This window comes from Dysgonomonas sp. 37-18 (assembly GCF_001899125.1).
GTDB lineage: Bacteria > Bacteroidota > Bacteroidia > Bacteroidales > Dysgonomonadaceae > Dysgonomonas.
The window spans coordinates 172285-186751 of sequence record NZ_MKVC01000010.1 but is presented as its reverse complement, the minus strand read 5'-3'; the positions used below and the strand labels follow the sequence as shown (position 1 = coordinate 186751).

13 protein-coding genes are annotated in these 14467 nt (G+C 35.2%); all 13 read left to right on the top strand.

Translation table 11 applies throughout. From position 1 onward, the window contains the following. Positions 1-1151, top strand: a 1151-nt coding sequence (locus BGO84_RS04605) for a site-specific integrase (RefSeq protein WP_291027969.1), incomplete at its 5' end; no start/stop codon positions are given. A gap of 276 nt (positions 1152-1427) precedes the next feature. Next, positions 1428-2453 carry a histidine kinase gene (locus BGO84_RS04600; protein WP_291027968.1) on the top strand — a complete coding sequence of 342 codons (1026 nt, stop codon included), beginning with the start codon at positions 1428-1430 and terminating at the stop codon, positions 2451-2453. Then, positions 2450-3205 carry a LytTR family DNA-binding domain-containing protein gene (locus BGO84_RS04595; protein WP_291027967.1) on the top strand — a complete coding sequence of 252 codons (756 nt, stop codon included), beginning with the start codon at positions 2450-2452 and terminating at the stop codon, positions 3203-3205. The genes BGO84_RS04600 and BGO84_RS04595 overlap by 4 nt, the downstream gene beginning before the upstream one ends. Positions 3206-3360: 155 nt before the next feature. Then, positions 3361-4281, top strand: a complete 921-nt coding sequence (locus BGO84_RS04590) for a DUF6268 family outer membrane beta-barrel protein (RefSeq protein ID WP_291027966.1) — start codon at positions 3361-3363, stop codon at positions 4279-4281. 2 nt (positions 4282-4283) lie between these two features. Further along, positions 4284-5630, top strand: coding sequence for a TolC family protein (locus BGO84_RS04585; RefSeq protein ID WP_291027965.1), 1347 nt, complete (start codon positions 4284-4286; stop codon positions 5628-5630). Then, entirely contained in the window at positions 5627-6685 is a 1059-nt protein-coding gene (locus BGO84_RS04580; protein WP_291027964.1) for an efflux RND transporter periplasmic adaptor subunit, read from the top strand. Before BGO84_RS04585 ends, BGO84_RS04580 begins: the two co-directional genes overlap by 4 nt. Positions 6686-6689: 4 nt before the next feature. Then, the gene (locus tag BGO84_RS04575; RefSeq protein ID WP_291027963.1) at positions 6690-9794 is read left to right on the top strand and encodes an efflux RND transporter permease subunit; all 3105 of its coding nucleotides are present in this window, start codon (positions 6690-6692) and stop codon (positions 9792-9794) included. Between the two features lies 1 nt (position 9795). Continuing rightward, entirely contained in the window at positions 9796-10665 is an 870-nt protein-coding gene (locus tag BGO84_RS04570) for a lysophospholipid acyltransferase family protein (protein WP_291027962.1), read from the top strand. A 170-nt stretch (positions 10666-10835) separates the two neighbouring features. Beyond that, positions 10836-11102 (top strand): hypothetical protein, encoded by a 267-nt coding sequence (locus BGO84_RS04565; protein WP_291027961.1) that lies wholly within the window; start codon positions 10836-10838, stop codon positions 11100-11102. Between the two features lie 474 nt (positions 11103-11576). Continuing rightward, positions 11577-12158 carry a TetR/AcrR family transcriptional regulator gene (locus tag BGO84_RS04555; protein WP_291027960.1) on the top strand — a complete coding sequence of 194 codons (582 nt, stop codon included), beginning with the start codon at positions 11577-11579 and terminating at the stop codon, positions 12156-12158. A 13-nt stretch (positions 12159-12171) separates the two neighbouring features. Continuing rightward, positions 12172-12963, top strand: coding sequence for an SDR family oxidoreductase (locus BGO84_RS04550; protein ID WP_291027959.1), 792 nt, complete (start codon positions 12172-12174; stop codon positions 12961-12963). Positions 12964-13236: 273 nt separating this feature from the next. Then, positions 13237-13572, top strand: coding sequence for a helix-turn-helix domain-containing protein (locus tag BGO84_RS04545; protein WP_291027958.1), 336 nt, complete (start codon positions 13237-13239; stop codon positions 13570-13572). Between the two features lie 304 nt (positions 13573-13876). Beyond that, a complete protein-coding gene (locus tag BGO84_RS04540) occupies positions 13877-14464 on the top strand; it encodes a BfmA/BtgA family mobilization protein (RefSeq protein WP_291027957.1) in 588 nt (195 codons plus the stop codon). Positions 14465-14467: the final 3 nt, after the last annotated feature.

The window sequence follows — 14467 nt, the reverse complement described above, 5'->3', positions numbered from 1 at the left end:
CCCCTATCGCCATGAGAATCACTGTAGATAAGCGATTCTGTGAAATGTTTGTCCGAAGAAGTGCATTAGTAGAGAATTGGGATCAGACCAAAGGAAAGCTTAAAACTAAAGACAAACTATCAACCGAGATCAATATGTATATTGATACGGTAAGAGCTAAAATCCAGAATATCCACAGGCAACTCGAAGCCGACAACCTCGAAATATCCGCAAAAGAGATCTGTAACCGCTTTTGTGGTGTTGAAGAGAAACACAAAACCCTTATTGATGTCTTTGAGGAGCATAATAAAGAGATCAAACAACTACAAGGTAAAGGCTATGCTCAAAAGACAATTATCCGTTTCGAGGGTACAGTAAGATATTTGAAGGAGTTCTTAAAGAAAGAGTATAAGAAGTCCGATATCAATCTAAAGGATATTGACCTACCCTTCATTCAAAAATTTGATACTTTTTTAAAGACGGAGAAGAATTGTGCTCAAAATACAGCTATCACCCGATTGAAGCAAGTAAAGAAGATTATGCGTATCGCTTATTCTAATGACTGGATTCAGAAAGACCCTTTTATGACTTATCGATTCAAGTTCGAAGAAACTAATATTGAGTTCCTAACACAAGAAGAATTGAATTCTATTATTCAGAAGGATTTCTCTATTGAAAGACTAAGTACTGTCAAGGATATTTTTCTCTTCCAATGTTTTACGGGATTGGCATTCTCAGATATTGAGCAACTAAAGTCTGATCATTTGGTAAAGGACAACAACGGCTCATTATGGATTCGCAAGAACAGACAGAAAACAAATAATATGTGTAATATCCCTCTTATTACAGCAGCAAAAATGCTTATAGACAAATATGCAAACCATCCTGATTGTCTGGAAAAGGGCGTATTGTTTCCTGTACCTACGAATCAACGTATGAATTCTTATTTGAAGGAAATAGCTGATTCGTGCGGAATTACAAAGAAGCTCAGCACGCACGTAGCCCGACATACAGCGGCAACGATTGTATTTTTAGCGAATAAAGTTTCGTTGGAAAATGTAGCTAAAATACTCGGACACTCAAATGTGAGAACCACTCAACATTATGCGAAAGTGTTGGATAGTTCTATAATGAGAGATATTCAAGAGGTAGATAAGAAATTCTCGCTCTAAGTTTCTTTTCTTTCATCTGAACACAAATGTATTAAAAGAGAATAATATAGCAAGGTCACGCCCTTCGGGTTTACTCAAATAATCTTCCTTTCTACGAAAGCGTATTCTTTGGTAAAACCTTGCTTTTATTATTCTCTTTTTAAATGGGGTGTTTATCAGTTGAAAAGAAAAATAATATTCAGTCACAATTTTAAATTCATCTATCAAATAATGAATTTCATCAGAAAAAACAAGAGATTTAAACTCAGTCTCCTGTGAAAATTCTATTTTTGAATTATGATACACTCAAAAAAATATAATATAAAGAATCTCCTGATTTTCCTTTTTGCGACATTGCTTTATGCTTTGTCTCAGATGCTTTTCAGTATTATTCTAATGAAAGAAGATTTATGGTATAACTTCCCCATACAGTTGTTATCCCATTATATTGTGATCTTCAGCATGTGTATAGCCGATTACATACTATTATTATTCCTGAATAAGTATCTGCCCTATTCTAAAAATGTATTCTGTCGTATCATTGCTGATTTCGTAGGGGTAATTGTAATATGTTTGGTCGTAATGTTTTTATTCAACTATCTGATATATGACATATTACTTATTTCCAGAGACGGCTTGCCTCCCTTCCTTGTCAAATTTGCATTTGCGATGACAAATAATATTCCTATTCTGTTGGTTTTTGAACTGATTTATTATTTCCAATCCGAACAGAAAGCCATAGCCGATTCTGAAAAAGCCAAACGTGAAGCATTATTATTTGAGCATGAGACATTACGATCACAAATAAATCCTCATTTTTTGTTTAACTCTTTGAATGTTCTATCGTCATTGATATATATGAATCCAGATAATGCGAATAAGTTTACCAAAGCTTTGTCAAAGACCTATCGATATGTGCTTTCTTTGAATCAGAGACCAATGGTTTCTGTTCGAGAAGATCTTGACGCATTAGAGTCATACATATTTTTAATGAATATGAGATTTGAGAATTCTTTCACCTTTTCGGTAGAAAAGATGTTTGCTAATGAAAAGAACATGATTATTCCTCTTACTTTACAACTGTTAATCGAAAACGTATTCAAACACAATGTAGCAACCGAAGAAATGCCATTGGATATAAAAATTATCATCGGAGATAAACACATAACTGTAGAGAATAATATCCAGCCGTCTAAGGATACCGATAAAGGAGGAATAGGATTAAAATATCTTACGAAGCAATATAAATTGTATAACAGAGAAATTATTGTTGAGCATACCAGCCAACTGTTTATTGTAAAAATCCCATATATACAGTCATGAAATACCTGATAGTAGAAGATGAGCGATTCGCATACGAAGAATTGAAACGTATGATGGTTCAATTGCGTCCGGATTATGCTCTGGAGAAGCAAACAAAAACAGTGATAGATACCATTGAGTTTTTGAAAACAACTACTGTTGATCTCATTCTTATGGATATACGGCTTGCAGATGGTAATTGCTTTGAGATATTTAATCATGTTGAGGTTAACACTCCTGTAATATTTACCACTGCCTACGATGAACATGCAATCAAGGCATTCAAACTGAATAGTATTGATTATCTGCTTAAACCTTTTGATGAAAAAGAATTAGAGATAGCATTAACCAAATTCGAAAAAATATTTCATAATCATTCTTATAAAACTGATCCTAAGAATTTTGAACAGATATTATCCGTCAAAACTAAAAATCGTTTTTTGATCTCAAAAGGAGAAAACTATCATTATATAGAAACAACAGAAATTGCCCATTTTTATAGTGAGGATGGAGTTGTATTTTTACATACGTTCCAGAATAAACGGTATATCATCAATTATACTTTAGATCAATTAGAGCAACAGCTTGATAACCGCTTGTTTTTCCGTGTATCTCGTAATTGTATTGGTAATGTAAAAGCCATCGAAAATGTTGCCAAATATTTCAACAGCCGATTGAAACTCTTCTTTTCCCCTGCATGTCCGCACGAAGTATTGGTTAGTCGTGTCCGTGTACCCGATTTTCTAAAGTGGATGGACGGGATTACTGAATAATCACAGCTTAGCATCTTTTATATAGGGTATGGAAAATTCCATACCCTTTTTTATGCATTCCATTTTGTCAATTCTGAACTCCGTAGTTAATCACTTTTGGTATTGCTTCATATCTCATTCTTTTGCTGGAAATAGCAAATATAAATTTAAAACTTATGAAGTTAATATCATTATTGTTTGGAGTATTAGGGCTTCTTCTATGTATAGAAGGGCAAGCTCAAGAAGTCTCTTTCAAAACAGAGTACATTGGAAGTTCAGACTATCGCCTTTTACCTCCCGGGGATAAACCAAGTGTAAAGATAGGAGATAGTAAAGGTTCTGCTGTTATTTATCAAGGGGCGGTAAATATACCTCTATCCATGAAACTGAATGAAAAGAATCGTCCGACAGCTTGGGGTGTTGGTCTTGGCGGGTCATACACTTCATTGAGTAACAAAAAATTCACGGATGACATGGTATCCGAAATAATGAACTTACAGGTAGGAATTTATCATTTACGCCCATTAAATGACCGTTGGTCAATGAGGGCGAGTGTGGGTATGGGTGTATTTACACCCTCAACTAATTTTTCTAAAATCAGATTCAAAAATGTACTTGGAAGTGCAGGCATTGTTTTTATACGACATCTGAAACCCAATTTGGATCTTGGCGGTGGTGTAGCGATAAATAGTTCTTTGGGCTACCCGATGGTATTTCCGGCTTTCTATCTTAACTGGAGACTCGAAGGTAAATTCGATGTAAATGTTGAATTGGTGGAAGGATTGAATGTATCGGCAGGTTATGATTTCAATGATTGGTTTAAGTTATCATATGCTCTTGAAATGAATGGGCAAGTAGCCTTGTTAGAGAAGGACGGCAAGGACATGATATTCTCACACCAATATATCGTGACGGGATTTCGTCCTGAAATAAAGTTTAATAAAACAGGATTATCCATGACTGGCATGGCTGGTTTAAATCTATATCGTCCGGCTTCTTACAGTGATAGAACTTTGAAAGGGGTGTTTGCCTCGGATAATGATTATTACTTCACAGTTTCTCCATATGTGTCTGTTGGGCTCAAATATAAATTCTAAGGATGAGAACGATTCTGTTTCTACTAGCCCTCTTCCTGTTTTACAGTAATACCCTCATAGCGCAGAACTCAGATGATGGAATAACTCTCCAACAATGTCTCGACTTTGCTATTAATAATAGTTATACCACACATAAGGCAAATTTGGAGGTGAGTAAAGCCAACCATCAGATACACGAAGCCCAGTCAAAAATATTACCACAAATAAATGCTTCGGGTAGCTTCGATCATAGCATAGTTCTACCCACAACGATGTTGCCGGGAGAGCTCATCGGTCAGAGCGGAACACAAATTCCAGTGCAAATGGGTTCAAAGAACGATTTGGATTTTGCTGTCACACTCGAACAGGTTATTTTTTCTCCCACCTTATTTACAGGGATTAAAATAGCAAAAAACAATAACGAACTGCAGCGACTTCGTGCAGCTATGACAAGAGAAGAAGTGATCTTCAATGTAAGCAACGCATTCTATGACATACTCAATAGTATGCAGGAATTGGATAATATTAATTATATGGTATCCACGCAGGATTCACTTTTCCTATTGATGGAAAAACGAGTAGAAGAAAATGTAACAAGAGAAGTTGATTTAAACCGTGTTAAAGTAAATCTGACCAATTTACAGGCAAGAGGAAAAAATATGAGAAATACCATATTACAACAAAAACGTTACCTGAAAATACTAATTGGAATCCCTATTGAAGATCCCTTTGAATTGGATGATTCGGAAACAAAAAGTCTTGAAGTATTTAAATCCGGAGCATATTTCCTGCCACAAAATAAGATAGAAATTGATGTACTGAATAAACAAAAAGAGATGTTGGTACTTGATATCCGAAAAAATAAGATGGAGTATCTGCCAACACTATCAGCAATAGCAACAGCCGGGTATCAATTTCAATCAGATAAGCTGAATCTTACAAATAAACCATGGTATAGTTCTGCTATTATCGGTGTCCGTTTAACGATTCCAATATTCGATGGTTTAAATAAGCGAAGTCGAATAAGACAGAAACAAGTACAGCTCCAACAATTGGATTGGGATATTCGGGAAACACAGCAAACCATATCAGCCAATTTTCAGAATGCTAAAGATCAATTAGAAATAGCTTATGAATTGGTACAAGTACAATTTGAGAACCTGAAATTGGCAGAGAAAGTATATACCCAAACAATGGCACTATACACCGAAGGGTTAGCAAATATAACAGACTTACTTGAAACTGAGAACTCTTTACATGAAGTAAAAATAGCCTATACGACAGAACTTATCCGCTATAAAAAGACAGAAATAGATATGCTAAAAGCAAGCGGAACACTTAATAACTTATTAAGCGACAACAAAAAATGAAATCAAAAATAGTAATACCAATTATTATGGCTGTCTCCATGACTATACTTATTGCATGGAAACTGGTAGATAATAAACAAAGTATTGATGCAAAAGCCGAATTGTCACTAGCGGTAAATACAATTGTACCTGTTGTGATAGAGAAGCCTCAATATATAGGTTTAGGCGATAAAATTACTGTAAATGGTCGTATTGATTCCAAAAATGAAGTGGCAGTGAATTCAAAAGCACAGGGTATTGTTATCAAGAAATACAAAAAGGTCGGAGATGCTGTCAGCCGAGGAGCAATCATAGCTCAACTCGAAAACAATGTAATAAGCCAAAATCTGCGCCTCTCGGAGTTGGATTTCGCCAAAGCGAAGAAAGATGTAGAGCGGTTTCAGAATCTAGCCTCTATAGGAGCGGTAACGCTACGGGAGTTAGAAAATGCTCAAATAGCCTTGCGTACTATTGAAAGCAGAATCGCTGACCTTCAAGACCAACTAAAAAACACCTCCATCATATCGCCTATCTCAGGCATTATCAACAAAGATTATTTTGAAGAGGGTACATTACTTTCAGTTGGAAGTAATGTTGTAGATATTGTAGATGATAAATCCTTGAAAATGTATGTCAGCGTAACAGAGAAAGAGGTATTAAAACTAAAAAAAGGGAACAAAGTTTCCATCATTACTGATGTACATCCCGGTATTACATTCACCGGTACAATTGATGCAATTTCTCCTAAAAGCGATGACCAATATTATTATTCGGTAGAGTTGATATTAAATAGCTCTCAGCTACAACCCGGTATGTTCGCTACAGCTATTTTCAATATTGAGAAGAACAATAAAAATACTCTTATCGTAAGCAGAGACGCCATTGTTAATGGAATAAAAGATCCTTATGTATTTGTAGTGAGAAATGCGAAAGCTTATAAGATTCCGGTACAAATAGGGGGTTCAGACGGAAAGAACATCGAAATAATCAAAGGCATCACAGGAAATGACACAATAGTAAAAAGCGGACAAATCAACCTGACAGATGGTGTTGATGTATCCATTCTAAATTTATAAAAGGATGAATATTATAAAAATGTCAATCACCCGTCCGACTACAGTAGTCGTGACATTTATTATACTTGCCTTTTTCGGTATCTATTCGTTGACCCAACTAAACAGGGAATTGATGCCACGTATGGAATTCGATGTTATCTCCATCAGTACTATGTATCCGGGTGCTGGAGCCAACGAAGTGGAAAACTCTGTAACGAAAAAGATTGAAGATGCTGTTTTCTCTATGGAAGGGATTGATGAAATTACCGCAACTTCTATGGAAAATTTCTCTTTAGTTACCCTCAGTTTAAAAACCGGAACCAATTTAGATAAAGCACTTCGAGATGCACAACGAAAAATAAATGTGATACGTTCCGATCTGCCGGAAGATGTGAAAGAGCCTTCTATAAGCGATTTTAGCCTTGCAGATATTCCTATAATGACGATAGGCGCAGTTGCCAATATGGGTGAGACGGAATTCTATGATTTAATCGATCACGAAATAAAACCTGCATTAGAAAGAATACCGGGAGTTGCGCAGGTGTCACTCATCGGAGGCAATGAAAGGCAAATAGAGATAAATATCAATAAAGACCGAATGGAGGCTTATGGACTTTCCATTCTTGATATCAGTAATGTTTTAATTAACTCAAACCTTGACTATCCCACCGGAAAAATAAAAAGCAACAATAAACAAATGCAAATCCGTTTGCAGGGGAAATACAACAATCTTGTCGATATAGAGAATGTAATATTGAAATATATGCCCGACGGAAGTGCTGTAAAGGTCAAAAACATTGCAGATGTACGTGATGGGAATAAAGAGACAGAAACTCTTAGCCGTGTAAATGGAATACCTGCCATTGGTATCACAATACAGCGTTCTGCTGATGCCAATACTGTAGAGATATCTGAAACCACAAGGAAGATATTGAATACACTGGAATCGGAATACAAACCATCGGGATTGAATTTTATCATTGCGGCTGATAATGCTGAATTTACTCTGGAAGCTTCCAACTCCGTGATGATAGATCTTGTCATAGCTATCGTACTAGTAGCCTTGACTATGTTATTATTTTTATACAGCCTACGAAATTCGATTATTGTCTCAATTGCAATTCCGTTATCGCTTGTCTCAACATTCATTGTGATGTATCTGTTTGGATTCAGTCTAAATCTGATGTCATTGTTGGGTATAACGCTAGTGGTAGGGATTGTGGTAGATGATGCTATCGTTGTTATCGAAAACATACATCGTCATATGGAAATGGGTAAAAAGAGAGTGCAAGCCGCATATGATGGACTTCGTGAAATAAGTGGAACGATTATTTCCATCACACTGGTATTAGTAGTGGTATTTATTCCAATCTCTTTGACGCAGGGACTCATCGCTAATGTATTCCGTCAATTTGCTGTCACTATAGCTATTGCTGTATTGTTTAGCCTGTTCGTCTCTTTTACGGTTGTGCCCTTGCTTTACTCTCGACTTGGAAAGACGAATGAGTTTAGCCGACAAAGTTTTATCGGAAAAAGTATCCATGCTTTTGAAAATATGATAGAGTGGATAGCCAACCAGTTTTCAACTCTTTTGAGATGGTCTTTATCCCACAAGATTATTACTTCAGTTATTATGCTTATAATCTTTGTTGGTTCTATAAGCTTAATTGCTTTTGGTTTTATTGGAAGTGATTTTGCCCCATTAGGTGATCAAGGACAGTTTGTTATAAAAATGGAACTCCCTCGTGATGTTTCGATAGAGCAAACTAATCAGGCTGCTTACAAAGCAGAAAACATATTGAGAAGCAGCCCTCTGGTGGAAACTGTATTTACAACAGTAGGAGCTCAAGAGAATGGACAATCGCAAGTACGCTTAGCAGATTTACGAGTGAAAATGATTCCACATAATAAGCGTAATATTTCAACTTCGGATTTTTCCAGAGGCGCAAAATATTTTCTCCAGAAGAATATGTTCGATGCAAAAATATGGGTAGCGATGACCGATCTGATGGGAAATATTGATGAAGCCCCGATACAATATTATATCACAGGGAATCAGATCGACTCGGTGAAAGCTTCGGCAAAGCTTATTCTTGAGAGCATCAGATCGGTAAGAGGTATAATCGATCCCAAATTATCCGTTGAAGAAGGCAGTCCTGAAATCAGCATTATTCCTGATCGAGAAAAAATGTCTGCAATGGGAATCCCTTTCGAAATGTTGGGGATGTCACTCAATAATGCATTCAGCGGGAACAGCGATGCGAAATTCAGACAAAGCGAGTATGAGTACGACATTAATATCCGTTTCGATGACTTTGATCGTCAAAGTATTGCAAATATCGAAAACCTATCATTAATTAATACTTCTGGAAATACAGTCAAACTGAAACAGTTTGCAAAAATAGAAGAAACTGAAACATCGGGTATTCTGGAACGTCGTAACCGAAGTGCCAGCGTAACACTCAATAGTCAAGTTGGAGGGCGTCCTATAGGAGACATAGGGCAAGATGTCAGCCAAATTATAAATTCGTTACATCTGCCGGAAGATATCACTGTAACTCCCGGAGGAGAGCTTGAAATGCAAGATGAAAGTACCGGAACAATGGGAATTGCTCTAATTATCTCCATTCTATTGGTCTACTTGATAATGGTATTATTATACAATAACTACATGTATCCTTTCGTAGTCTTAATATCCATCCCTCTTGCAATAATCGGCTCATTACTTGCATTGGCATTAACGATGGAGACCCTCAATCTTTTTACGATGCTGGGATTGCTATCACTTATCGGTCTTGTAGCGAAAAATGCCATCTTGCTAGTTGATTTTACCAATCAGTCGAAAGAAAAAGGTATGGAATTGAAAGATGCACTTATTGAGGCAACTCATCAACGATTTCGCCCCATATTAATGACAACTACAGCAATGGTTATAGGTATGCTTCCTATTGCTTTGGCAACGGGAGCTGGAGCCGAATGGAAGAATGGTTTGGCTTGGGTTATGATTGGAGGACTGATCAGTTCCATGTTTCTAACACTTATTATTGTACCTGTAGTCTATTATATAATGGATAATATATTGATAAAGTTAGGCTTGAACAAAAAGAAAACTATTGAAATACAGGACTAGGATGAAACATAGTTTTAAAATAATAGTCTATAAAATTCTTTATGGTATTATTTATACCATAAGTCTGCTACCTATGTCATTCTTGTATGCAATATCTTCCTTTGCTTTTTTCTTTGTTTATTATATCATTGGTTATAGAAAAGCAGTAGTGATTCAAAATGTATCACGTTCTTTTCCTGAGAAACGATATGGAGAGATACTTTGTATTGTGAAGAAATTCTATTCCTGTTTCACAGCATACTTTGCCGAAATTATCAAAAGTATCACCACACCAGCAGAGATACTTGACAAGAAAATAACATTTGAAAATATGGAGCTTATCGACAGGCACATAAGTGCAGGAAGAAATGTTATTGTCAGTCTTGGACATTGTGGAAATTGGGAAATGCTAAATTTTATGCCATATAAGCTACGACACGATATGTATGCTATTTATAAACCTTTGAGATCAGGAGTAATGAACCGATTGATGATCAAACTCCGATCTCGTTTTGGTATGAAACTAATATCTCATAAATCAATCGTGCGTCATATTCTGACTCAAAAATTATCTCCCGCCGTTTACTTTTTTCTCGCAGACCAATGCCCCCGAATAAAAGAAGATAAATATAAATTCGAATTCCTGAATCAAGAAGCATATGTCTTTTCAGGTATGGAGAAGCTGGCTCGAATCAGTAGATCTGCGGTTATTTATCTACATATTACTCAGCTATCTAAAGGGAATTATAAAGTAATCTGCATGCCCATATGTTCGGAGACGGAATCTATGAATGAAGGAGAAATAACTCAAAAGTATATAAACTTATTAGACGAAAATATTAGAGAAGAGCCATACGGCTGGTTATGGACACATAAACGATGGAAAAGATAGAAATATGATTTACTTACTCTTAATAATAGCAATAGTAATAACATTTATCTTGATTGGTTTTATAATTATCCTATACACTTTTCTAAAAGAACTTCATGACGAAGATTAACTTGATGTAGTATAAAATAAGACTTCGGTCGAATATTAATATTTACATTAAATTTATCTCTATGAAAGAGTTAGTTAAAACAGATTTTTTGACATTTATGAGTGATAACTCTATGAATGTGACAAACAAAGAAATTAAAAATGCCTATGAAAACTTTGTAGCAGAAGTATTAGCCTTAAATCAAACCGGATCAGATTATGATGTAGTCTTTCGGTCATTGAAGTTGACTCGTATAGAGTTCCAATCACTGCAAACACAAATTTTATACGAGCAGGGGGAAAAATGCCCTAAAATATCTCTATTTACAGAAAGCTATTTCTGTAATTGATTCTGAGTTAGCATTACTAGAGACAAGATTCACACATCCTGAACGATTCGTAAAAGAGCAAACATTTAAATCCGATCTGCATATAATCCCTAAGTCAAAAGACTTGGGGATTGTCGCATTGGCAGAGATTGTCGAAAGCCTCTATCTAAGTCAAGAAATATTGAACAATGAAGGTAAGCCAGCAAGTAGGACTCAGATTGGAGATAAATTTGAATTGATATTTAATATTTCTTTTGGTGATATCTCGGACAAGACTAGTGAAATATATAAACGAAAACCATTCAATCGAACAAAAGCTCTTGATTTCCTTCGTAATATGATAATACGTAAGGATAAAGAAACAAGGTGAAAGCAACTGATTGTATTCTATATATCATTTTATTAAAGTATTATAATAGCATTAATTATTTAATCAAAATAAGTGAGGATTACCTTTTTTTACTATTTTTGTATCGATCATTACAATAATAAAAAATGAAAGGAAGACCTAATATTTATCAAAACAAAGAATTGATTTTAAAAGCCCAAGAAGTCTTTTGGAGAAAAGGGTTTAGTGCTACTTCTTTGTCAGATTTGAGTAAAATAACAGGAGCTGGAGCTGGAAGCTTGTACAATACTTTTAAAGGAGGGAAAAAAGAACTCTTCAAGAAAGCCCTTCAACAGAGAAAAGATGATTTTAATGATTTCAAAATTAAATTAGAGAACAGTGAAAATCCTATTGAGTTAATTAAAGATTTTTTCCTTGGCGTAACAGTTGCTTCTAAAAATGCTCATCTGAAAGGTTGCATCATTGCTAACACGCTAGTTGAAATGACTTTTGTTGATGTCGAATTAGAAAATGAAGCAATTGAAATACTAAAAGATATAGAAGATCTTTATACTTCTGTTATTCTTGCAGAGCAAAAAAAAGGAAATATCAAGTCAAAATTACCTGCAGACTCTTTGGGCAAACTACTGATAAGTATTTGGTTGGGAATAAATTCATTAAGAAGAATTTATCCAGATGAGATAATACTTAGAAAACAAATTGAATTACAATTACAAATAATAAGCTAGATAAAACAAAACAATGGATCTACAATTAAACGGAAAAAAAGCATTTATAAGTGGTTCAACTCAAGGAATTGGATTTGCCATTGCTCAACAATTATTAAATGAAGGGGTTTCTGTCATTATCAATGGACGAGAAACTGAAAAAACAAACCAAGCCAAAGCAAAGCTACAGGAACAATTTCCTGCTGCAAATATTTCTGCAATATCAGCAGATTTTTCAGAGAAAAAAGATGTTGAAGAACTGTTGACACAGCTTAATGACATTGATATTTTGATTAATAATGTTGGTATTTTTGGAGTGAAAGATTTTGAAGCTATTACAGACGAAGAATGGTATAAATACTTTGAAATAAATGTAATGAGTAGTATCCGCTTATCAAGAAAACTGTTGCCCGAAATGTTGAAGAGAAAATGGGGACGAATTATTTTTATCAGTAGTGAGTCTGGAGTAAACATTCCCAAAAATATGATTCATTATGGAATGACGAAATCAGCAATGCTAGCTATTTCAAATGGACTTTCTAAATCAACAAAAGGAACAGAGGTTACCGTTAATACGATTTTAGGTGGACCAACTTATTCTGATGGAGTAGCAATGACTATTGAGCAAATTGCTGAAGTGCAAAATCTTGACATAGAACTAATGAAGAGTGAGATATTGAAACAGACTAATCCTCATATTTTATTAGGACGATTTATCCATCCTTCTGAAATAGCAAGTTTAACAGCATACCTTTCAAGCCCATTGTCGCTTGCGACAAACGGAGCATCAGTAAGAGCAGATGCTGGAGTGTTAAAGACAATATAGTTAATATGCAGAGTCGTTAGTTTATTGTTTCGATTATTCTAAAACATTGAACAGAAGGAAAGCTTTTGATTTCCTACGCAGTATCATAATACGTAAGGATAAAGAAACAAAATGAAAAATAATGAATTTATAACATGTTGTAGATAAATATATTATAGATTATTGTTAGAGGGGTAGTTAACTATCCCTCTATTTTTCTGTCTGCAATTGTCAGTTCTTTGCTTTACCAATCGATTGGAATTAATCAATTATTAATTTCAAAAACAAAGAATTATGTATTTAGACAATGAAGACTTTCTATCATGGATGGAGAAACTATTCAAGAAGCTTACAATTATAGGTAGCGACCTAAAAGTAATGATGGCTACAGGAGAAGCATTTAATAATGAAGATAAATTATTGGATAATCAAGATCTCGCCTTTCTTCTCAAAGTGAGTTATCGGACTTTGCAACGTTATCGGGATAGTGGACAACTTCGCTATTTTCTAGTCAGACGAAAGACTTTCTATCGCATGGCTGATGTGAAAGATTTTATCCAATCCTATGCCTCGAAGAAAGAGATAGTGATGTTCAACAAAGGTATAGAAGATGGCAATATCTTGAAATGATTCTGCATTTACTCATCTAAGCAGAATGAAGCAAAAGGGTGAGAGCTGTGTTTAGTCCATCACCCTCCCTAAAGGCTCCGCATTTAGCAGAAACACCCTCGCTCAACCGCTTCGGATTGTTTAGCTAAATTGAGCAAGAGGGAACTGGACTATCGTCCTGTTCTCCTCTTGCCCTTCGGGGCAAAGCCTTCGGCTTTAGTGCTTTATTAAAAAGCACTGTTATAACACTTGCTATAACCGAATTTGTTACACAATTCTATTTAAGCAAGTTAGATATATGAATAACTATAAAATAGTTATAACTATGGAAAAACAGAATAGAAAAACCATCTTTACCACCATAGCCATAGACAAAGAAACAGATAGGCTAATTGAGAAACTCTGTAAACGCTATTCGCTGAAAAAAGGAGAAATTACAAAACTCGCTTTTCTGTATATGGATAAGGCAAATATCAATCCGAGTGAAGCACCTGAATCAACAAAAGCCGAACTAAGGAAGATCAATAAAAGACAAGATGATATTATTCGTTTTATCCGACATTACGAAGAAGAACAGCTTAACCCAATGATACGGACTAGTAATTCAATAGCTAGTAGATTTGATAAGATAGTAAAGTCAATGGAAGATATTATTCTCACCCATTTTAAAGCGAATCAGGAAGGACAGAGCAATCTGTTAAGGATGTTGAGTGATAAGTTTACAGGACATGCAGATGCAATCAACAATCAAGGGAAACAACTATCAGCAATTTATAAGAATCAGCAGAAGGATAATAAGAAATTACTTCAACTTATCAGTCTCTATTCAGAACTAGCTACAGTAGGATTAATGGATGGAAAACGAAAAGAAAACATAAAAGCCGAAATAACCAATCTCATAAATGAGCAATAACAC